Source organism: Priestia sp. 40, from assembly GCF_049368575.1.
Lineage (GTDB): Bacteria > Bacillota > Bacilli > Bacillales > Bacillaceae_H > Priestia > Priestia zanthoxyli.
In genome coordinates, this window is the sequence record NZ_JBMPZA010000015.1 from 630,155 (window position 1) to 651,563 (window position 21,409).

Genomic DNA, 21,409 nt, shown 5'->3' on the forward strand with positions numbered 1-21,409 from the left:
GCTTTAATGTTTCTAGCTTATTACCTTTCAAAGCAAGATATCAAAAGAGACTTACCCTCTGGATCACTTAGCGTATTAACCGGGGATACAACAGTTGAAGGTGGAAAAGCAACCGTTTCAGATGATTTAGCAAAACAACTTAAACAAGAAGGACTATGGTACCAAGTACTGAACAAACAAGGAAAAGTAATTGGAGAAGTTAACTCCCCAAAAGACTTACCTAAGCACTACGGTCTTTCAGAGTTATTAGAAATGGATAAAACCAAAAAATTTAAAGGCTATAATGTCGTAACAGAACTTGATACCTTTTTGACTACACCCACTTATTATATTTTGGGCTATAAAAGTGATTTAAAAGAACAGCTATATGCTTTGTATGCTAAATATAATAAACAAAGTGTGCCTCCCAAAAGCGATATCCCTCTTATCAAAAAGGCGTTAAAAGAAAAAGATGCTTCGCTTCAAATTTTAAATGAGAAAGGTGATATCTTAGCTTCAATTAGAATGCCTAAAGAAAAAACACGTTACGATCCTTTAGAAATTATTTCCCGAAAAATTGAACAAGATAAATATGATTCAACAGTTACTGTATTCCATGATCCAAAGAAGAAAATTTCATGGGTTTTTTATACCCCTAATAATTACCAAAGTATAACCGATGAATCTATTATCCGAAAAGCTTGGATGATCTCCATCATCGTGGCGGTTTCTGTTCTTATAGCCACTATCACTTTCTCCATCTGGAACGCTTTTCGCTACGGTGGGCCCTTACTTCTCTTCACCAGCTGGCTCGGACGTATGGGAAGCGGAAACTATTCAGAAGTGCTAACAGAAAAAGAGCGGAAGCGCGTCTTTCGGAAAAATGGAAAAGTACGTTTTCAATATCGCCTCTATTCAGAAGTAATTACAGCCTTTTATGAGATGGCAGAGCAGCTTAGCTTAGCTGAAAAAGAACGAAAGCAGCTAGAGACTACTCGCGAAGAATGGATGACGGGAATATCACATGATTTGCGGACACCTCTTTCAACAATTCAAGGATATGGCCATATGCTTGAAAGCGGCTATTACAATTGGAACGAAGAAGAGCTAAAAGAAATTGGCCAAACGCTGCGTGACAAAAGTGAATATATGGTGGGGCTTGTAGAAGATTTTTCACTGGCCTTTAAGCTTAAAAATAATGTGGTTGCCTTAGAAACGAAAAAAGTGGACGTTCATCAATTGCTTCAGCATATTGTTTTAAAATTCGTTAACGATCGAACCATTAAAAATGTGCAATTCTCTTATGTACCCGTTCACCTTCAACCTTTTATTCAAGCTGATGCACGGTGGTTTGAACGAATGGTTGATAACCTAATTTTTAATGCTATTAAACATAATCCGGAGAACACCACTATTACAATTTTGACCGTTCTAAAAAGTGACCACGTCTTGATTACAATTCAAGATGATGGAATTGGAATGGATGAAGAAACGCAGAAAAATTTATTTGACCGCTATTACCGCGGCACAAATACAACCGAAAAAACAGAAGGTGCTGGACTTGGCATGAGTATCGCAAAGGCGATTTGCGAACTTCATAAAGGGCATATTGAAGTGAAATCCACTCCTAACCAAGGCACTGCCATTACCTTGCATATTCCTCTTTCAACCAATCAGCAGCCGGGCTAACCTCCAGCTGCTTTTATACACCTCAATCCTCTCCATGCTATAATGTACGCAACTATACATAGACACAAGGGGGAATTTTTTTGAGTAAAGGCAGAATTTTAATTGTAGAAGATGAGCGCAAAATTGCTCGTTTAATTCAGCTCGAGCTTGAACATGAAGGCTATGAAACCGGCATGGCTTATACGGGCACAGAAGGATTGGCAGAGTTTCAAGAACACGATTGGGATTTGCTGCTTTTAGATGTGATGCTTCCTGAACTGAGCGGACTCGAAGTACTTCGTCGCATTCGAGCAAACGATGATCAGACGCCCGTTATCTTATTAACCGCTCGAGACGCCCTTCCTGATAAGGTAAGCGGACTAGATTTAGGAGCGAACGATTACATTACAAAGCCCTTTCAAATTGAGGAGCTTTTTGCACGTATCCGCGTATGGCTTCGCCATCCTGCATCAGCATCTCCTGCTGAAAAAGAAGCAGATACTCTGCAGCTAGGAACTTTAGTTGTTAATGAAAAAACGCGAGAAGTCACGCGTGAAAATGAAGCTATTGAGCTGACTCCTAAAGAATATGATTTACTTGTCTATATGCTTCAAAACAACAATCAAGTGCTAAGCTTTGAACAGCTTCTTACAAACGTATGGGGATTCGATTACTACGGAGACACGAATATTGTATACGTATACATTCGTTATTTGCGCAAAAAAATTGATGCTCCATTTTCAACACCCTACATTCAAACAGTGCGCGGCGTTGGCTATATGCTTAAGGAGTAGCTTATGAAACTGCAAACAAAGATTATCCTTACATCAACTGCCCTGCTTTTTATTCTCTTAGTAATTGCAAACAGTTCGATTTACTTCATTTTCAAGAAAACCATGGAAGACAACGCAATTGAACGTTTGCAAGCAGAAACAAGCAACGTAACAAATGGGCTGAAACAAACGAGTGCGACGGTTAAACAAGCCAATTTGCTTCGTGCCTATTTGCCTCCTAACGGGATGATTCGCATTTTGCCTAAATCAGGGAGTCCTTTAGTTGTATCGGTTACTGATCAAACCAAAGAGCTTCAGGACTTACCTTATTCTTATTATTCAAATGAACAAACAACCATCAAAGAAGACGACGGCCACCTATACGCAATTTCGCATACTCCCGTCATTTGGACGGACGGCGAAGTTGTTTCTTTGGAAGTCACAGAACAGCTGGCAGATGTGGAACAATCTCTGCAGACATTAAAATTTATCTTGCTCATTGCCTCTCTTGTTATATTAATTCCGACCATATTTGCCGGACGGCTTTTAAGTAAAATTATTTTGCGGCCTATCAAATCTCTTATTCATACTATGGAAGAAATTCAAGTGTCTCGCACATTTAAAAAAATTGACCTCTCTTCTTCTTCTAAAGATGAGTTAGATCAAATGGCCAATACCTTCAATAATATGATGGATTTATTAGAGGAAAACTATAAAAAGCAAGAGCAGTTCGTATCCGATGCTTCTCATGAATTAAAAACACCGCTGACCGTTGTAGAAAGCTATGCCAATATGCTAAAACGATGGGGAATGAAGCGTCCAGATATTTTAGAAGAAGCCATCGAAGCCATTCACTCTGAGTCTTTGCGCATGAAACAGCTTACGTCTCAAATGCTGGTGCTTGCGAAAGATGAGTCGCAGTGGAAGCTTCACATGGAACACGTAGATGCGGCGGCCGTCTGCAGACAAACAATCAAACATCTAGAACAAGCCTTTGAACGAACCATTTATTTAAACGTAAAAACCGATCAGCCCGTCGTAACAGCCGATGAAAAACGCTTAAAGCAGCTGCTGTACATCCTCTTAGATAATGCCATTAAATATAGTGAAAAAGCAGTGGAAGTAACTATAACAAGAAGTGAAAGCTTTATGATTACGGTCACAGATCAAGGAATTGGTATTCCAAAAGAAGACTTATCAAACGTGTATGAACGCTTTTTTCGCGTAGATAAAGCAAGAAATCGAGAAACCGGTGGTTCAGGGCTTGGATTATCCATTGCTCGAAAGATTGTAGAAACTCATAGCGGACGTATTGAGATTAGCAGCGATGAAGGAAAAGGGACATCCGTAACGGTTTGCTTTCCTCTTTAATTTCTCACCGTTTCTTAGAGATTTTTAAGAATTGCCTGCTATACTACTTTTTAAGATACTGGAGGTGAATGTATGAAGAAAACGGTGCTTTTTATACTTATTTTTCTTGCCGTTGGTTCAGCTTGCTTTTACGGAATAGCAAAAGCAGTGAATCGGCCTGATACACTTTTATCCGAATCGGACGTCAGCAGTATCATCCAGCAAAAATATGGCGGCACTATTGAAAATGCAAGCTTTTCTCAAAAAGATGATGAACCGATTTATCAAATAACTTTGCTTAAAGATGATATTCCATACCACATCACAGTAAATGGAAAAAATGGAGAAGTCCAGTCATTAATCAAACAAAAAGTAGAGAAACAAACGTCTACTCAAACTAAAAATGATACAGAAGAAGAACAAAAAAAGAGCGAGCAGCCACCAGTTTCTCCTACATCCGACGAGCCTCTCATTTCAATGGAACAAGCAAGAGATATTGCTTTACAAAAAGTAAAAGGAACGTTTTCCTCAGTTGAAATAGAAGAGGAAGAAGGCCAAACCTTCTACGAAGTCGAAATTGATCAGTCTAAAACAAGAGAAGCTAAAGTAATGATAAATGCTTACTCTGGACATGTAGATTCCATCACCTATGAAAATGATGATTAAAAGGTACAGCCGAAAGCTGTGCTTTTTCTTATCCATTTTTATTTATTTCTAAGAAAATTTTAAACTTCTTCTTCTTTTCCTTTAAAGTTCATTGGCTAAGATAGTCTTAACAACAAATCAAGGAGGCCGTAACATATGAAAGTTATTACAACCGTTTTAGCCAGTGCAGTATTAGTCGGTGGATTAGGTGCAAGTGCATATGCCATGACAGATCAGTCCAAAAGCAATGACAAGAAGCAAACCACAACGATTGAAGAAGCAAAGGCAAAAGACATTGCTCTTCAAAAAACAGACGGCGGTGACATTACAAATATCCAATTAGCCGTAGATGACGGCGTTAAACAATATGAAGTAGACATCACAAAAGGTAATAAAGAATACGATGTAGATATTGACAGCAGCAGCGGTAAAATCATTGAATTTGATGAAGACCCAAAAGATGATGATGAGAAAGAAGAGAATCTCCAAAATGCTTCCCCTGCCATTTCATTAGATCAAGCGATAAAAACAGCTTTAAAAAGTGCTAAAGGAACCGTTAACGAAACGGATTTAGACCAAGAAAACAACCGTTTAGTATATGAAATTGAAATTGACACTGCTGATCAACGTGAAGCAACTGTTTCAGTAGATGCGAAAAACGGTGACGTAATCAGTGTAGAAATAGATGATTAATAGAAAAAGCACGCTCCAAAAGGAGCGTGCTTCTTTTTTATACCGCTAATTTAATAACCGTTAATACAATACCAATCAAGAATCCACATAGAGCGCCGTTCACTCGAATCCACTGCAAATCTTTTCCGACATTGTTTTCCATCATATCCACAAGTGTTTCATCATCTAATTTATCTAAGTTTTCTTGAACAAGCTGTCCAATTTTCGAATGATTCTCGTCTACAAAGCTCATGATTTGCTTTTGAATAGCCGTATCAATTGCTTCTTGACGCTCTGCATCCGCTTCAAGAGCATTCAGCCAGCTCTCTACGTAAGGAACGGCGTAACTTTTCATAAATTCAGGGCTTTCAATGAATGCTGTCACTTTCGTTTTCATTTTATCAACGATTTCTGTTAATTGATTCGTTACATTTAACTCATTAATCGATTTTTGTTTCCATACTTCTAATTTTCCAAGAAGTTCTTCATTGTGTTCCAAGCCTTGCAGCTCTTTTCTAATTCCATTTACCAAAGCAAGGCGGTATTCATCATCTTCATTACGAAGACGACCTGTAATAGAGAGCAGTAGATTTTGCAAAATAGACCCTAGCTTCTCTTCGTTAATCATGCTTTGAAATGATTTGAGAGCAAATTGTAAAATACCGTCAAGCTCAATATTATCCAGCGCATTTTTAGCAATACTTCCGAGCTGATACTGCGTTTCTTCTTTTTTAATCCAGCTCTCTCCTTTATTTAAAAGAACATCGAGCGCTTTTTCATCATACTGATTTTTCACCACTTCTCCGACAATCGAATGCACGATAGGTTTTAACTCTATTGCTGAAAGCGATGATTTGAGCTCTTTTTCAATAATAGGAACTACTTTATCTGTATCCACACGATTAATCGCATCAACAAGCAGTGCTGTTCCTTTTTGTTGAATCGTTTCCGAATGAACACCTTTTCGAACAATCGGAAGCAAACGTTTTGTAAACGCAATTCTTTTTACTTTTTCTTGAATACTTTCTTTTGACAGCCAGTCGTTTTCAAGCGTTGAGACTAACCCTTTTGTAATACGCTGTCTGTTTTTAGGAAGCAGCGCAGTGTGTGGAATAGGAATGCCTAAAGGGTGACGAAAAAGCGCCGTAACGGCAAACCAATCCGCTAAGCCGCCGACTAATCCAGCTTCGAATCCACCTTGAAGCAACCGACCCCAAATTGAATCACCAAAAGGCATTGTCGCAACGAAGCCCACTCCCATAATCGCCAAAGAAATCGTGGCTAAGTGCTTTGATTTCTTCTTTGGGTTTGTTTTTAATACATTATTTGATTCCATTGTAGTCCTCATCCTTTATTTATTTAACTAAACATTTCATCTAGAAATATGTTACGTGATGCAGAAATTTCCGCAAAAAAAGAAAGACAAGCTTTTACCCTCGTCTTTCTAGTATATTGCCTTTTTGCTATACTTCAAACTTTTTTTCTTTTCGACTTTTGTTAATAAATGAAAAAATAAGGAGTACGACCAGGATAACCGCACATACGCTTGATCCAATCACATTGTTTTTGTTAAACATAAACGATACAAAAATAACAAGCAGTGCTGCTGTTGCAAAAAGCGTTGTATAAGGAAACCACTTTAATGCGAAAAACGGCTTTTCTTTATATCCTTTACGCAGCTTTAATTGAGCTAAACAAATACTCACCCAAATAAGAATGATTGTGAAACCAGGAATGGTCATTAAATAACTAATTACATTATCCGGCGTTTTATAGGCTAAAAACACACCTATTAAAATACAAGCAGCCGTAATCATCAAACCGTTAATCGGAATACCGTTTTTTGAAACTTTCAAGAAGCGCTTGGATGCTTCTCCGCTTTGAGCCATAGCATAAAGCGTACGCGACGTTGCATACATCCCTGAATTGGCTGCTGATAAAACGGCCGTCAATAAAACAAAGTTCATAATATGAGCCGCACCCGGAAGTCCAGTGATACTAAACACTTGCACAAACGGACTCTCTTGCCCTGATACAGAATTCCAAGGCATAAGGCCGCAAATAATTAAAATAGGCAAAATATAAAATCCAATCACTCGCCATACTGTGCCTTTGATTACTTTCGGTAACACATTTTTTACATCTTTTGTTTCCGTTACGGCCACACCAATTAGTTCAGCTCCGCCGTAAGAGAACATTACAATTAAAAAGGCACTAAGCACACCGCTCATGCCGTGAGGGAAAAAGCCTCCATGAGCCGTATAATTTGCCCAAGGATTTTGCACATCGCTTGGAATCACACCGAATAAAATAAAAGCTCCCAAGATGATAAAAGCGGTAAGAGCAATTACTTTAATACCGGCAAACCAAAACTCAATTTCTCCGTAATACTTCACTTGAAATAAATTCATCCCTACAATCAGCACTGCACAAAGAAAGCTTAAGAGCCAAAGAGGTACAGAAGGGAACCAAAACTTCAAAAAGCTTCCTCCCGCAAGCAGTTCAACAACCGTCACGACAATCCAGTTTACCCAGTACAGCCACCCTACAATAAAAGAGGTTTGCGTACCGAATGCCTTATGCACTAAATTTTGTACGTTCATATTCGGATAGACAATTGCCATCTCCGCTAGTGCTGTCATTACAATAAATAAGATAAGACCGCCAAATAAATACGCCAGTACAACACTTGGTCCTGCAATACCTAGCGTATCAGCACTGCCTTTAAAAATGCCTGTCCCAATCATACCGGCAAGCGCAATGAGCTGCACATGACGAGGCAACAGACCTTTTTTTAAATTTTGATCTTGTTTTTCCATGATGCCCGTCCCTTCTGTTCATTTTACGTGTTAGTTTAACCAAATCACTTCTTGCGCAAAAACCCCTACCGGATATTCAGTAGGGGGTGAACCAACACTGTTTTTCTTCTCTATGATGAATGAAAATGATCTGATTTAACCACTGTTACTTTAGTCATTTTATGCGTTGAATTAATACATTGTCAATGTTATTTATTTTCCAAAAATAAAGTCAAAAGAGCCTCTATACTCTTTTGACTTCTAGTTTCCGTGCAATGATTGATAAAGCATAATTCACAATAAAATACATCATCGCGATAATCAAAAACATCGGCACCACATAACTTTGTTTCTGACCGTAAATAATTTGAGCATTATGCAGCAAATCAGGAAGTGCGATCACTACTGCAAGCGACGTATCTTTTAATAAGGAAATAAACTGACTAACTAAAGGAGGTACCATTCGCCGCAAAGCTTGGGGCAGCACAACGAAACGAAGCGTTTGATAATAGTTTAAACCTGATGAACGCGCCGCTTCGATTTGTCCTTTTTCAATTGATTTCAATCCGCTTCGGATAATTTCTGAAATCATAGCAGATTCAAATACAGTGAGGGCCACAATCGCTGCTGACGTAATTTCCATATCAATTCCGATTTCAGGTAAAGCAAAGTATGTAAAAAAGATGATTAAAAGCAGCGGCAAATTCCGGATAATTTCTACGACAAAAGCGAGTACATGAGACAGAACTGGAATGCGGGCATACCTTAAAATACCTACTATACTTCCAATAAGAAAACTTAACACAATCGAAATGAATGCCACTTTTAAAGTGACCCAAAATCCTTCCATTAAGAAGGAAAGGTGATCAGGAGAATAAGCACCCACAAAATCCATCACTTTCACTCCTTTCAGCTTGTTTTACCAAGACGTTTCTCAAGATAACCAACTCCTAAGCTCAACGGAATGGTTAGAACTAAATAGAACAGAGCCACAAAAATATACACATCAAACACTACGTAAGTTTGAGAGGAAACAAGATCCGCCTGATACATTAAATCAAAACCAGCAACAATCCCTAACACGGATGAGTTTTTTACTAAATTAATAAATTGATTCCCTAGAGGAGGAATGACGATTTTAATCGCTTGAGGCAATATAATGAATCTCATCGCCTGACCGTACGTAAGGCCAGATGAACGCGCCGCTTCAAGCTGCCCTTTTGGAACAGCCATAATTCCTGCTCGTATAGCTTCGGCGATAAAAGCTGCCGTATAAATAGTGAGTCCCAGCACTCCGGCTGCTGTACCACTGATTCCCGCCACAATAAAAATAAAAAAGACGATAACCACAAGGGGAATATTCCGAATGAACTCTACGTAGACCGTACCAATTACATTTACTATTTTGAGAGGGGCTATTCGCATTACCGCAATGATCGTACCAAGTACAAAACTGGCCACTAAAGCGATCAGACTGGCGATAATGGTGTACTTAAAACCTTCTAAATAAAGATCCATATTGTTCGTCAGAATTGAAAAATCCAACAATTTTCTTCCTCCTTTCAACTAAACAAGCAGGATGAGCATAATGCTGCTCATCCTGAGAAAAGAAAACTGTACGCTTATTGTTTGATCCACTTGTCGTGAATTTCATCATATTTTCCAGAGTCTTTTATCTTTTTAAGCGCGTCGTTTAATGCATCTACAAGCTCTTTGTTTCCTTTTTTCACAGCAATGCCATAAGGCTCTTCTGTGAACGGCTTTCCTACTAATTCATAAGAAGAATCTTCATCAGCCATTCCATAAAGAATAGCATCGTCAGTTGTTAAAGCATCTCCTTGCTTAGATTTTAAAGCTGTAAATGCTTCTGCATAGTTTTCAAACTCTAATACCGTTGTCTCTGGTGCTTTTTCTCGAATATTAATAGCTGAAGTTGATCCTTTAACAGCCAACACTTTAGTACCTTTCTTCAAATCATCAACGCTTTTAATTTTACTGCCTTTTTTCACAAGAAGAGACTGGCCAGCTTGGAAATATACATCCGTAAAATCCACTTCTTTTTTACGCTCATCTGTAATGGTCATTGTTGCAACAACAGCGTCAATATCTCCTTTTTGAAGAAGAGGAACCCTTGTTTTGGACGTAACTTCTTTAAATTCTACCTTATTTTCATCTCCTAAAATCTCTTTAGCCAGCTGCTTAGAGATATCAACATCAAAACCTTCCACTTCACCCGTCTTCGGATTTTTTAATCCAAACAAACGCGTATCATTTTTAACTCCAATGACGATTTTCCCTCGGTCTTTGATTTCAGTGAGCGCATCTTTTTTAGCTGAGGATCCACTCGTTTCTTCACTTTTCCCTCCGCAAGCTGCTAACATCATAGCCGCTGCTAATGAAAGCACAGCTGCCTTTAAAAACGTTTTTGATTTCTTCATGTTACTCCCCCTATTAAACAATTAATGATTTAAAATACGGCTAAGAAATAAACGTGCCCTTTCTTCTTGCGGGTTTTCGTAAAACTCAGCCGGAGTTGCCTCTTCTAAGATTTTTCCATGATCCATAAATACAATGCGGTCCGCTACTTCTTTTGCAAACCCCATTTCATGAGTTACAACTACCATGGTCATTCCTTCTTTAGCCAATGTTTTCATGACATCTAGCACTTCTCCGATCATTTCTGGATCAAGAGCAGAGGTAGGCTCATCGAAAAGCATAATCTCTGGTTTCATCGCAAGTCCCCTCGCAATGGCTACACGCTGCTGCTGGCCGCCTGAAAGCTGGGATGGATAGGCGTTAGCCTTTTCACCGATTCCTACTTTATCTAAATAGTATAGAGCTGTTTTCTTAGCTTCTTCTGACGACTGTCCCAGTATTTTCATAGGCGCTAAGGTGATATTTTCTAAAACCGTTTTGTGCGGATATAAATAAAAATGCTGAAACACCATACCTATATTGCGGCGCAGTTTATTAATATTTGTTTTTTTATCTGCAACCAATATATTATTTACTGTTAACTGCCCATTAGATATTGTTTCTAAATAATTTATGCAGCGCAGCATCGTACTTTTACCAGAACCCGAAGGGCCAATTACAACGACCACTTCACCTTTTTTAATTGTTAAATTGATATCTTTTAATACGTGAAAATCACCGTAATATTTATTCACTCCCTCAAAAACAATCATTTTCTCCCTCCTAATCTGTAAAAAATCAAAAAATGTTTAAATTTTTAAAATTTTTAAAATATGTTAAAAATTATATTCTTACCCTTAAAATAAAGTCAACAGTTGACAAATTATCTCTTTTTTGTAATCAAAATGAACTATCTTCAAATAAAATATGCTAGAAAAATAAAAGGTTTTGTCGGCAGCTGCCGATATGTAAGTATACATTCGCTAGGCTGAAGGTACTTGTATAAGCTTAATCAATAGATTATATTAGTTAACGCATATCTTTATACGAATTGTCTTTCGTTTTTATGAAGCAGTTCTCTACAATCCTACCTCTTACTAACTTCCTGTCCGCATTTTTGTTATATCAATATATAAAAATCCAATATCTATAAATTAATAAAAAAAGAAATTACAAGTCTCAAGTCGTGTTAGAGGTTCTGACATAAATATAGTGAAATTATATTACTCCTCAAAAAACACACGCTTTGTTAGCGTGTGCGGTTTGTTATATTTTCCGGACTCATTTGAAAATGCGGATAGTCTTTAAAACCTTGCCAGTCTCCTCCCCATTCGAACCCTAAATTTTTTGCGATGTCTACAACTTCCATCCAATCAGATTGATTATTGTTATTACCGTCATATTCCATATCCCAAATAACTCGTCCATCTTTTAACTGAATAGCAAAATCAATAGCTAATCCATAGTTATGATAAGACTGGCCGCCCTTTGAGTAGGTAACAATGTTACCTTCTTCCGTTCTGCCTTTTGCATACAGCCTATCTTGTTCTTCTTTTGAACGGAAACCTTCCGTAATTACAATCGAGATTCCTTGGTCACTTGCTTGTTGCACAAGTTTATTTTTCTTTTCTTCTACGACAGGATGCAACTCAGTTGCTCCTGAAAAATCTTCTAGCGTTGGACCTGGCTTTAACTCATCGCGAAACAAAAATACCAGGCTTACCGCTATCACAACTATCAAAGCTATTGCCAATTTTTTAAGAACGTTCATCTATATAAAATCTCCATTCTTTTATGCTATTACTTAGATAAAATCATATCGAATTTCATTTTGTTATCCAATAAAAGAGCTGTAGTGTTCAACAAACGTCTATATTTTTTCGTTTTTTATCTATTTTCACCATTTTTTCACTATTGGTGGTTACATTAACAATTGTGGACAGCTCTGTACCACACCCCTATAACTTTTAAGGAGTGACAACAGCATGAAAAAGAAACTATTCGGTTATATCATGGCAAGCGGTTTAACACTAGGAGTTATGGCCGCTGCAAACTCCACAGCATTTGCAGCAAGCAAAGATGAAACAAGCTCTTCAACAGTTGTAGAGCGAACAAATGGCAGTACAACAAATACGAATGATGCAACACAACAAAAAGTTGATGATATTATGAAAAAAGCACAGGAACAATTACAGAAACTCGGCGTAAGCTTACCTCAGCACAAAGAAGGCCCCTTCAGCAATCTAGATGCTGCTACGAAGAAAAAAGCCAAAGCTATTATGGACCAACTTCGCGACGGCACGCTAACTAAGGAACAAGCTGAAGCCAAATTAAAAGAACTCGGCGTAGACTTTCCTGAACATAAAGGCGGCCCTTTTAGCAATCTAGATGCTGCCACTAAGAAAAAAGCCAAAGCTATTATGGATCAGCTTCGCAACGGCACGCTGACTAAGGAACAAGCTGAAGCCAAATTAAAAGAACTTGGAGTTCAACTTCCTGCTAAAAAGAAAGATTTTCTAAGCGGGTTAGATGCTGAAACAAAAGCTAAAGCCGAAAGCATTTTAGAAAATGCAAAAAAAGAAATTCAAAAACTTGGCGTTACAATGCCTTTTGAAAAGCACGAGCACAAAGCTCAATAACTAAAAAAGCTACTTGGCTGTTGAAAGCCAAGTAGCTTTTTTATGATGCAGTTTTCCTTCTCACTAACGTCATGTACACACCTAATGCTAATAAATCACAAACCATAATCACAATGCCCATCGGCAGAGCATTTTGCCCTCCTCCAAGTCCAACAAGAGGAGCTACGGCTGCTCCGAGCAAGAACGGAAGCAATCCTAGAAGCGCTGAAGCACTTCCCGCGTTCGAAGCTTGATTTTGCATAGCAAGTGAAAAAACGGTTGTGTTCACAATTCCTACGCTTGATACCACAAAGAAAAGCAAGATGCAGACTAAAATAACGGACATGTGAGTAGCAATCACCGCTACTAAAAGTACGCTTCCAACGGCTGCTTGAAGCAATCCATATATAAGAAGAGTAGCTTCTTTTACTTTCCCAGCTAAACGTCCTGTCACTTGAGTAGCTATAATGAGACCAAAACCGTTAATAGCAAAAACAAAGCTGAACATCTGCGGAGACAGCCCGTAAATGTCTTGAAGAACAAAAGTCGAACCTGAAATATAAGCAAACATAGCACTCATAATAAAACCTTGCGCCAGTGCATATCCCACGAAGACACCGTCTTTTAGCAATACGCCAAATGTACGCAGTACTTCGGTTAATCCGCCTTCTTTACGGCGTTCGACCGGCAGCGTTTCTTTTAAGCCAAATAAAACAGCAAAAAACATTAGTGCACCAATTACAGCTAACACACCAAACACTCCGCGCCACGACATAACCGTCAGCAGCTGTCCACCGGCAACCGGAGCTAAAATAGGAGCTAAACCATTTACGAGCATAAGCATGGAGAAAAACTTTGTTAAATCCGAACCCGAAAACAAGTCTCGTACGCTCGCTCTTGAAATAACCATTCCTGCTGCTCCTGCCATTCCTTGAATAAATCGCAAAACGATAAAAATCCAAATAGAAGGCGCAAACACGCATAAAATAGATGCAACCGCATAGGTGATTAATGCTGCTACAAGCGGCTTTTTCCTTCCGCGAATATCACTGAATGGCCCCATAACCACTTGCCCAAATGCTAAGCCCAATAAGCAAGCTGTCAGACTGACCTGGGCTAAAGAAGCTGAAGTATGCAGTTCTTTCGCAAGCGTCGGCAGCGCTGGCAAATACATATCGATTGATAACGGTCCAAATGCGCTTAGTGAACCCAAAATTAAAATAAATAAAATGCGATTTCCTCGGCTTAAAGACATTCCTTGGGAAATACTTTGCTGATTCATCTATTGTTGTCTCTCCCTTCAGCAGTTTTACAATAGTCTCATCTTAAACCCTCCAGCTACTGGATAGTCAAGACGTAATTCGAATTTGAATTTCAGTCAGCCGCTCTTCTTCATGATGTGAAATAAATGAATCTACAATCCGCCGAATTAAGAAAGGACCTTCTGCTTTGTATCCTTCCGCTTTAATAAAGTTCAGTAATGCATCGTAATAGACTCCTGTGGTATCTCTTTTTTCTCTCATATAAATAGATGCGTAATCGCCTTCAGGTATTAACGTAACGAGTTCATGCTTAAAAGAAACATCGCTTTCGACTAATAAAAAAATGCCATCGTAATCTGTAAATTGTTGTTTTTTCGTGTTTTCTACCGATAGCATAAACCCTACTTTCCCAATCATAATCGGGGTAATATGGCTGATTTTCTTTTTTAAATCACGCAGAACACTTTCAGTCCCGTCTAACGTACCTACCTCTGCTTTTACTTGAACAACTTCACGAGAAGGAAGGTATTTGATAAATGGGGCTCCTATTTGGTTAATATGTCTCGTCTGTTCTAATTCCTTCATTCGAGTTGTTAACTGCACATTCACTCTTTGAAGGTGACGAATTTTTTCTTTTGTTACCTGCTGATATTCCGCTAAGGTTTCAATAAATTCATCCAAGCTGCTATGCTCCATCTTCCTTTTAATTTCTTTTAAGGGAACTCCCATCAGCTTTAGATAGACAATGATATCTAATTTCTTAAATTGCTCTAACGTATAGTAACGATATCCGGTTTGCTGATCAACTTCGTAAGGCTCAAATAGACCAATTTCATCATAATAACGGAGTGTTTTAATCGGAATATCGTGCAGCCTGGCCATTTGTCCAATTGTAAATTTGTTTTGCACTATAAATTCACCTTCTTTATGTAAAGCTGCTCGCACTCACAGCAAGCAACACCATCATTCTCATCATTTATTTAGTTCTTGTATAAGCTCTTCCACAATAAGATGCGCAGGCAGTTTTTTTGCCATCGCAAACCCGGTTCCTGCCCACAAAGAAGTGTACTCTGGATTATTCATTTGTGTAGCTTTTGTTCGAATAGGCTTTGTCATATAATGAATATGAGGGTAAGCGGATAGTGCCAATTTATCATAGGAAGTAAAAAAAGAATTCACAAATCCTCTAGCACGTTTTCCTGTAAAAGCTCGTGTGACACCTGTTTCATTAAAACGCTTTTGAAGAATGCTTTCTTTATGAAGAGCACTCGCTCCGCTTTCTGGACAACAAATAAAAGCTGTACCTAACTGTGCAGCAGAAGCTCCTTCTTGTAACACGTGTTTAATGTCAGACCCCCTCATCAACCCTCCCGCAGCAATCAACGGCCTTTTAGTGATTAGACGAACTTCTTTTAGCAAATGCATAAGCTGATAGTCCACCGAACCCTCTAAAAAAGTAGACCGGTGGCCGCCGGCTTCAATTCCTTGCAAACATAGCGCATCCGCTCCTGCTCTCAAAGCCACTTCGGCTTCTTGAGGTGTTGTAATCGTAACGAAAACACGGCTTCCAATTCCTTTTAAACTTGCTACAATCTCTCGATCCGGGCACCCAAACGTAAAGCTCACAGCAGGTACTCGATGTTTTTGAATGATGTCCAGCTTGGCACTCCATTCATCATCATCATTCTTTGGTATACCAACTTCACACTCCAAATATTCAGCTGCTTTTAACAGTTCTTTTTGATAACAATCAAGCGCTTCAACTGCTACTTTTTCATTTGTGGGAACAAACAGATTCACTCCAAAAGGTTTTTTCGTAAGTGAGTGCATCTCTATAATTTCCTGCTCCAATTCACGCGCACTTTTATATCCCGCAGCTAAAAAACCTAGCCCTCCGCTATTAGATACAGCGGCAGCTAATTTAGGCGTCGAAACTCCTCCTGCCATGGGAGCTTGTACAATTGGATATGTACATATACCTTCCACACTTCTCACCTCGCCCTTTCATGCGTTCTCTCTTCATTCTACTACAACCCCAGAAAAAAAAAGCCCTCCAAAAGGGCTTTTCTTCCATATATAGATAGGTTATAAATAATGCTAAGGAACGCCCACTACCTGACTATTACCTCAAAGGTTCACCTATGCGGATGGCACTAACCCTGCAAGGGGAGTGACAGCCGCTTAGGTTTGAAAGCGAGACCTGATTGTTCTTTGATCAGGTCTTGCTTTCTACATCGTTTACTTATAGTGGAGGAACTTTACGCACACAGCTTCTGGAACCGTAACGTTAGATTGAAGAAGCGTTAGCTTTCCACTTTCTTGGTCTCTTTCAAACAGTACCAAGTTTCCTGTTTCTTGATTAGACGCTACAATAAATTGTTCCGTTGGATCCAAAACAAAATCGCGCGGCCAATCGCCTTCAGTGCCTGTCCATTCTACGAACGTTAACTGTCCAGAATCCTGATCTACTTTGAATGTTGCAATCGAGTTATGTCCGCGGTTTCCTGCATAGACAAAGCGACCATCTGAAGAAATGTGGATCGCACTCCCTTGATTATTTTCTGTAAAATCAGCCGGGATCGCTAAAGTAGCTTGTTGTTGAGTAAAGCTTCCTTTGCCTTCGTCATAAGTTAAAAATAAAACTTCAGAGCTGAATTCTGTCATTGCATACGCATAGCGGCCATTTGGATGGAACGTTAAATGTCTAGGGCCAGAACCAACAGATGTAGAAAGGCTGTTGACTTCCTTCAATTTATTCTCTTCCACTTCATATGTCACGATTTCATCAATACCTAAGTCCACAACGGCCACGTGCTTTTCTCCAGGAGTAAAATCGGCATAGTGTACGTGTGGTTTTCCTTTTTGTCCTTTTTTGAGATCTGAATGAGGATGTTCCACTACGGATGCTACATATTCAATTTCCCCTGTTTCTTCATTAACAGAATACGTCTCAACGCTCCCTTTATGAAAGTTAGCAGATAAAACAAGCGTATTATCTTCATTCACTGAAACATAGCAAGGAGGCGCGCCGTCTAGCAGCTGTTTGTTTACAAACTTTAGTTGACCCGTGTTTGGATCAACCTTAAAAGCAGCTACTCCGCCTTTTTCTCCTTCTTTAATAACTGTATAAAGATGTTCGTTGTCTTTGCTTGCATTTAAGTATGTAGGGTTTTCAATTTTAGCCACGGCTTTTACTTCTACAATCTTTTTAGCCTTCGTATCTAACGTAAATGTATAGACACCTTCACTGCCTGCTTTTGTATATGTACCTGCAAATCCAATAAATTTTCCATGTTCACTCATTTTCCTATACCCCTCCTAAAGAATTGTTTCGTTTCATTTATTTTACTATATCATACCGCATTTGTTATAGAGAATGCTCCAATTCAACGTTCATTTATCAGTTTTCCCTACATGCCTATCGTCAAACCCTTCCTTTTTAAGCCTGCATCTTGCATTTTCCTACCATTGGGCGTTATGATTAAGGATGATTTTATATCGCCCCATAGCAGACGGCTTCTGTATTTCTTGGATTTTCAAATAAAGAAGAATCGACTGATGAATAGTCGACTTTTATCGCTATAACCGCTGCTCAACTTTTTTCGTAAAGTTACATCAAAAAAGGAGTGAACAACAATGATCACATTAAAAAGTGAACGCGAAATTAATTTAATGCACGAAGCAGGTAAATTATTAGCTTCTTGTCATAAAGAAATCGCTAAAATGATCAAACCAGGCATAACAACAATGCAAATTGATAAATTTGTTGAAGAGTACTTAGCACAGCACGGAGCAACGCCGGAACAAAAAGGATACAAAGGATATCAATATGCAACGTGCGCTTCTTTAAATGATGAAATTTGCCATGGTTTTCCAACAACTAAACCGTTAAAAGACGGTGATATTGTAACCATTGATATGGTTGTAAATTTAAACGGAGGCTTAGCGGATTCCGCATGGACTCACACCGTTGGAGACATTTCAGACGAAGCACAGCGTCTAGTAGATGTTACATACGAAGCGCTTTTAAAAGGAATCGAGCAAGCACAGCCAGGAAATCGCACAGGTGACATTGGCCACGCTATTCAAAGCTATGTAGAAGGCGAAAAGTTCTCTGTAGTACGCGACTTTACAGGGCACGGAATTGGAAATACGATGCACGAAGCGCCTACCATTCTTCACTATGGAAAAGCTGGCAAAGGTACACGTTTAAAAGAAGGAATGGTTATTACAATTGAGCCAATGGTAAACGCTGGTACATGGCACTCTAAAATGGACAAAAACGGCTGGACTGCTCGTACAACAGACGGTAAGTTATCTGCGCAATTTGAACATACACTTGCGATTACGAAAAACGGTCCTCTTATTTTAACAGCACATTAAAAAAACAGCCCTTTTGAGGCTGTTTTCTTAATGTAGAGGAAATTTAATAACAAAAACTGTGCCGCGGGAAGAAGTAGATAATAACTTGATTTGTCCTCCGTGACTTTCTAGAATACGCTGAGCAATTGGCAGACCAAGACCTGTTCCACTATCTTTTGAAGTGGAAAACGGCTGGTATAGCGACTGCCGCATATGTACAGGGATTCCCTTTCCTGTATCCTCAATATATAGACAATACCTATCTTCATGGATCTGCGAGTAGATTGTAATCACTCCTTCTCCATCCATGGCTTCCATACTGTTTCGAATTAAATTATGAAGAACTTGTTTGATTTGTTTTTCATCTACCTTTAATATATACGGCTGCAGTTTCACATCAAAGATAAGCTTATCTTTTTCTGTGAATTTGCTTGAGCGAGTAATCAAAGGCAATAGCTCATCAATAATATCCTGCATGCTGACTTTTCTCATCACTGGAGTTCCTGGTTTTGATAACAACAGCATTTCTTCAATGATGTAATTAATCCTCTCTAGCTCTTTCATAAGCAGCGGCAGATAAAAACGCTCTTTCTCTTCATCGGAAAGAGACTGATTCATCAGAGATATAAACCCGTGAATTACGGCAAGCGGATTACGAATCTCATGAGCGGCTCCAGCTGCAACTTCTCCAACAATGGCAAGCTTCTCAGACTGATGCATTCGCTTTTCTAATTCCTCCGTATCTGATATATCAATGAAATAAAAAATTCTTCCGATGCTTTCGTTCTGTTCATTAAACAGCTGCGTTTGAGAAACTAAGAAGCAATAGCAAGCCTCTTTCGTTCCAAATAACACTTTTTTATTTTCATGAATTTCTCCCGAATTCAACATGCTCCAAAATTCAGTATTATATTCAGGACATTCCTCCATATACTCGCAAATATCCTTTTCATCGAGATCTAAAAACTGCTTTGCTGAGGTATTGGCAAATATACTATTTGTCTCATCTTCCATTGTAATAATTCCAACAGGCAGTGAATTTAAGATCTGCTGACGATACGCTTTATCTTTAATGATTTTCCAAAATGAATCTTCTAAACTAACCGACATTTGATTAATAGAAGCCGAAAGCTGCTTCAGCTCAATTTGCTTTGTGTCTTGAAGAACAAGACCGTATTCTCCGTCTGCAATGTCATTCACCTTTTCAATCATTTGTTCAATTGGTTTCGTAAGGCTCGCACTCATGCGATAAGAGACATAAAGAGAAGCCACAATAGCACTTACTGTTAAAATTAATAGTAAAATTAATGAATCTTTAATAATGACAGACAGTGTATCTGATAGTATATCAAGTGAATCAACCGTCTCTTCTTTTGAACTATTAATATCTTTTTTTATCTGATGCAAATCCGGCAAATAATTTTCCTTAAGATACTCTTTTGCTCCCTCTATATCTCCATACTTCAGCAGTCCTTGTACGTTATTAGAAATCTTAAAATCCAGCAGCTCAATTTTTTCCTTCAGTGGAATCAACGATTTTGGCACAGGCTGCTTATATCTTTCATTATTTTCGATAACTCGTGTATCATATGATTGATATTCTTCTATCAAAGAGACAGTGGGGTTCTTTAGATTATTTTTCACAATGTATTCTTTTATGTTCAGCTGCTCTTCCCAATAAGAAAGCCACACCATTTGAGGAACATCTTCATCTTTAATTTCGTTGCTTACATGATTCATTTTATCAACGGCATGAACTAAAACTAAAGAGAACCCGCTTAACATGAATGTAATCAAAAGAAGAATCGTTAATATTTGGCTACGGAACGACATGTTGCGAAATAATTGATTCATAATCATCTCTTTCTTTTTCATAGTTACTTCGGCTGAGTAGACATTCTAACTTTCGAATATAAAATTTGTTTTTCCCCTTTACTGTACATCGGTCCAAAAGGCGCTAGTTTATAAACACCGTCCCTGGCGTCAAGTTTAACTTCTCCAGTTGGAAGACCTGTTTTACTAAAATAGTCTTTCATAATCACGTTGTAAGCTTGAGGAACATCATTGATCACACTGGTTAAAATAACAGACCTACCCATGTACGCCTGATCATCTAAATATCCTATTACGTACATTCCTTGTACTTTCGCTTCTTGAATAACTTCTTGATTATATGAATTTCCTTTAGCATAGACGATATCGACGCCTTCATCTTTTAACTCACGGAGCAGCTTTACTGCTTTTACTCCATCGTCTCGGCTGTTTGCAACTCGATAATAAAAAGCAATTGAGGAATCAGACGCTTTTATGCCTTTTTCAAACCCTGGATTTTTTTCGCGCGCTTCAAATGCATCAATTAATCCAATTTTTTTCGTTTTTGTCTTCATGGCAGCTGCCGTACCTGCCAGATACTCTATTTTTGTTTGATCAAATGTATATACCGTTTGGTTTTTATAAGTTGAAGTACCGTGAATGGTGACGAAATGAACATGAGGATACTTAGGAGCAAGTTCTGTAAAAACGGTAGAAAATTCTCTTCCATGTCCAATTACGACTTTTGTTCCATTTTTAATAACTTTTTCAGCTGCTTCCTTCATTTTTTGGTTCGTATTTACTTCGCTAATAACTTGAGCTGAAACAGGATACTGCTGCTCGATGTTGATTTTTCCTTTATAAGCTAGACTGCCCCAGCTTTGATCCGTCAGTACATCAGAGGTGAGAATTGCAACGCTTGTGTTTTCTACTTTTTTTGTCGTTTGCTGACTTATAATCCCTTGTGTTTTCGAAATAATAATAATTAAAAACGAAGCGATAACAATCAGGGCAAGCAATAAAATCAGCCTTAACTGTCTTGATCGTTGCATAGA

20 protein-coding genes are annotated in these 21,409 nt (G+C 38.5%); 7 read left to right on the top strand and 13 right to left on the bottom strand.

Annotated features, from left to right (window positions below):
- The first annotated feature begins 6 nt into the window (after positions 1–6).
- From ACO1DI_RS18110 to ACO1DI_RS18130, 5 genes are all read left to right on the top strand, one after another.
- A complete protein-coding gene (locus tag ACO1DI_RS18110) occupies positions 7–1,668 on the top strand; it encodes a sensor histidine kinase (protein WP_423145518.1) in 1,662 nt (553 codons plus the stop codon).
- An 80-nt stretch (positions 1,669–1,748) separates the two neighbouring features.
- Entirely contained in the window at positions 1,749–2,441 is a 693-nt protein-coding gene (locus ACO1DI_RS18115; protein ID WP_028412498.1) for a response regulator transcription factor, read from the top strand.
- Between the two features lie 3 nt (positions 2,442–2,444).
- Positions 2,445–3,791, top strand: a complete 1,347-nt coding sequence (locus ACO1DI_RS18120) for a HAMP domain-containing sensor histidine kinase (protein ID WP_226556390.1) — start codon at positions 2,445–2,447, stop codon at positions 3,789–3,791.
- A 72-nt stretch (positions 3,792–3,863) separates the two neighbouring features.
- Positions 3,864–4,436 (top strand): PepSY domain-containing protein, encoded by a 573-nt coding sequence (locus ACO1DI_RS18125; RefSeq protein WP_014461904.1) that lies wholly within the window; start codon positions 3,864–3,866, stop codon positions 4,434–4,436.
- A 135-nt stretch (positions 4,437–4,571) separates the two neighbouring features.
- Positions 4,572–5,108 (top strand): PepSY domain-containing protein, encoded by a 537-nt coding sequence (locus ACO1DI_RS18130; protein WP_014461905.1) that lies wholly within the window; start codon positions 4,572–4,574, stop codon positions 5,106–5,108.
- A 37-nt stretch (positions 5,109–5,145) separates the two neighbouring features.
- Here ACO1DI_RS18130 and ACO1DI_RS18135 read toward each other — a convergent pair whose 3' ends face one another.
- From ACO1DI_RS18135 to ACO1DI_RS18165, 7 genes are all read right to left on the bottom strand, one after another.
- Complete coding sequence (locus ACO1DI_RS18135) at positions 5,146–6,423, bottom strand: DUF445 domain-containing protein (RefSeq protein ID WP_116739649.1); 1,278 nt, start codon at positions 6,421–6,423, stop codon at positions 5,146–5,148.
- 127 nt (positions 6,424–6,550) lie between these two features.
- Positions 6,551–7,906, bottom strand: coding sequence for an amino acid permease (locus tag ACO1DI_RS18140; protein ID WP_221781179.1), 1,356 nt, complete (start codon positions 7,904–7,906; stop codon positions 6,551–6,553).
- Between the two features lie 223 nt (positions 7,907–8,129).
- The gene (locus tag ACO1DI_RS18145; RefSeq protein ID WP_014461908.1) at positions 8,130–8,780 is read right to left on the bottom strand and encodes an amino acid ABC transporter permease; all 651 of its coding nucleotides are present in this window, start codon (positions 8,778–8,780) and stop codon (positions 8,130–8,132) included.
- Between the two features lie 14 nt (positions 8,781–8,794).
- A complete protein-coding gene (locus tag ACO1DI_RS18150) occupies positions 8,795–9,433 on the bottom strand; it encodes an amino acid ABC transporter permease (RefSeq protein WP_013055074.1) in 639 nt (212 codons plus the stop codon).
- A 74-nt stretch (positions 9,434–9,507) separates the two neighbouring features.
- A complete protein-coding gene (locus tag ACO1DI_RS18155; RefSeq protein ID WP_042992369.1) occupies positions 9,508–10,323 on the bottom strand; it encodes a transporter substrate-binding domain-containing protein in 816 nt (271 codons plus the stop codon).
- A gap of 21 nt (positions 10,324–10,344) precedes the next feature.
- Positions 10,345–11,073: an amino acid ABC transporter ATP-binding protein gene (locus ACO1DI_RS18160; RefSeq protein WP_423145519.1), complete on the bottom strand. Its 729-nt coding sequence runs from the start codon at positions 11,071–11,073 to the stop codon at positions 10,345–10,347.
- Positions 11,074–11,549: 476 nt separating this feature from the next.
- Positions 11,550–12,071, bottom strand: coding sequence for a M15 family metallopeptidase (locus ACO1DI_RS18165; protein ID WP_014461911.1), 522 nt, complete (start codon positions 12,069–12,071; stop codon positions 11,550–11,552).
- Between the two features lie 214 nt (positions 12,072–12,285).
- Here ACO1DI_RS18165 and ACO1DI_RS18170 point away from each other — a divergent pair, with 214 nt between their 5' ends.
- Positions 12,286–12,939 carry a hypothetical protein gene (locus ACO1DI_RS18170; RefSeq protein WP_115652937.1) on the top strand — a complete coding sequence of 218 codons (654 nt, stop codon included), beginning with the start codon at positions 12,286–12,288 and terminating at the stop codon, positions 12,937–12,939.
- 40 nt (positions 12,940–12,979) lie between these two features.
- Here ACO1DI_RS18170 and ACO1DI_RS18175 read toward each other — a convergent pair whose 3' ends face one another.
- The 4 genes from ACO1DI_RS18175 to ACO1DI_RS18190 form a co-directional block, all read right to left on the bottom strand.
- Entirely contained in the window at positions 12,980–14,200 is a 1,221-nt protein-coding gene (locus tag ACO1DI_RS18175) for a multidrug effflux MFS transporter (protein ID WP_014461913.1), read from the bottom strand.
- A 67-nt stretch (positions 14,201–14,267) separates the two neighbouring features.
- Entirely contained in the window at positions 14,268–15,089 is an 822-nt protein-coding gene (locus ACO1DI_RS18180) for a MerR family transcriptional regulator (protein ID WP_014461914.1), read from the bottom strand.
- Positions 15,090–15,152: 63 nt separating this feature from the next.
- On the bottom strand, positions 15,153–16,166 hold the full coding sequence (locus ACO1DI_RS18185) for a nitronate monooxygenase (RefSeq protein WP_423145520.1): 1,014 nt from the start codon (positions 16,164–16,166) through the stop codon (positions 15,153–15,155).
- Between the two features lie 252 nt (positions 16,167–16,418).
- Complete coding sequence (locus tag ACO1DI_RS18190; RefSeq protein WP_140451836.1) at positions 16,419–17,483, bottom strand: lactonase family protein; 1,065 nt, start codon at positions 17,481–17,483, stop codon at positions 16,419–16,421.
- Positions 17,484–17,816: 333 nt separating this feature from the next.
- On the opposite strand from ACO1DI_RS18190, the gene map reads away from it, so the two are divergent.
- Positions 17,817–18,563, top strand: coding sequence for a type I methionyl aminopeptidase (map, locus tag ACO1DI_RS18195; protein WP_014461917.1), 747 nt, complete (start codon positions 17,817–17,819; stop codon positions 18,561–18,563).
- A gap of 27 nt (positions 18,564–18,590) precedes the next feature.
- Here map and ACO1DI_RS18200 read toward each other — a convergent pair whose 3' ends face one another.
- Both ACO1DI_RS18200 and ACO1DI_RS18205 read right to left on the bottom strand, forming a co-directional pair.
- Positions 18,591–20,396, bottom strand: coding sequence for a sensor histidine kinase (locus ACO1DI_RS18200; RefSeq protein WP_042992372.1), 1,806 nt, complete (start codon positions 20,394–20,396; stop codon positions 18,591–18,593).
- Positions 20,397–20,419: 23 nt separating this feature from the next.
- A complete protein-coding gene (locus tag ACO1DI_RS18205) occupies positions 20,420–21,406 on the bottom strand; it encodes a BMP family ABC transporter substrate-binding protein (RefSeq protein ID WP_014461919.1) in 987 nt (328 codons plus the stop codon).
- Positions 21,407–21,409 lie beyond the last annotated feature (3 nt).

Coding starts and splice junctions, on each gene's coding strand:
- ACO1DI_RS18110 (WP_423145518.1), top strand. CDS start 7: ATGTTTCTAGCTTATTACCTTTCAAAGCAAGATATCAAAAGAGACTTA.
- ACO1DI_RS18125 (WP_014461904.1), top strand. CDS start 3,864: ATGAAGAAAACGGTGCTTTTTATACTTATTTTTCTTGCCGTTGGTTCA.
- ACO1DI_RS18135 (WP_116739649.1), bottom strand. CDS start 6,423: ATGGAATCAAATAATGTATTAAAAACAAACCCAAAGAAGAAATCAAAG.
- ACO1DI_RS18140 (WP_221781179.1), bottom strand. CDS start 7,906: ATGGAAAAACAAGATCAAAATTTAAAAAAAGGTCTGTTGCCTCGTCAT.
- ACO1DI_RS18145 (WP_014461908.1), bottom strand. CDS start 8,780: ATGGATTTTGTGGGTGCTTATTCTCCTGATCACCTTTCCTTCTTAATG.
- ACO1DI_RS18190 (WP_140451836.1), bottom strand. CDS start 17,483: ATGAGTGAACATGGAAAATTTATTGGATTTGCAGGTACATATACAAAA.
- ACO1DI_RS18170 (WP_115652937.1), top strand. CDS start 12,286: ATGAAAAAGAAACTATTCGGTTATATCATGGCAAGCGGTTTAACACTA.
- ACO1DI_RS18205 (WP_014461919.1), bottom strand. CDS start 21,406: ATGCAACGATCAAGACAGTTAAGGCTGATTTTATTGCTTGCCCTGATT.
- ACO1DI_RS18160 (WP_423145519.1), bottom strand. CDS start 11,073: ATGATTGTTTTTGAGGGAGTGAATAAATATTACGGTGATTTTCACGTA.
- ACO1DI_RS18120 (WP_226556390.1), top strand. CDS start 2,445: ATGAAACTGCAAACAAAGATTATCCTTACATCAACTGCCCTGCTTTTT.
- ACO1DI_RS18175 (WP_014461913.1), bottom strand. CDS start 14,200: ATGAATCAGCAAAGTATTTCCCAAGGAATGTCTTTAAGCCGAGGAAAT.
- ACO1DI_RS18130 (WP_014461905.1), top strand. CDS start 4,572: ATGAAAGTTATTACAACCGTTTTAGCCAGTGCAGTATTAGTCGGTGGA.
- map (WP_014461917.1), top strand. CDS start 17,817: ATGATCACATTAAAAAGTGAACGCGAAATTAATTTAATGCACGAAGCA.
- ACO1DI_RS18155 (WP_042992369.1), bottom strand. CDS start 10,323: ATGAAGAAATCAAAAACGTTTTTAAAGGCAGCTGTGCTTTCATTAGCA.
- ACO1DI_RS18200 (WP_042992372.1), bottom strand. CDS start 20,396: ATGAATCAATTATTTCGCAACATGTCGTTCCGTAGCCAAATATTAACG.
- ACO1DI_RS18165 (WP_014461911.1), bottom strand. CDS start 12,071: ATGAACGTTCTTAAAAAATTGGCAATAGCTTTGATAGTTGTGATAGCG.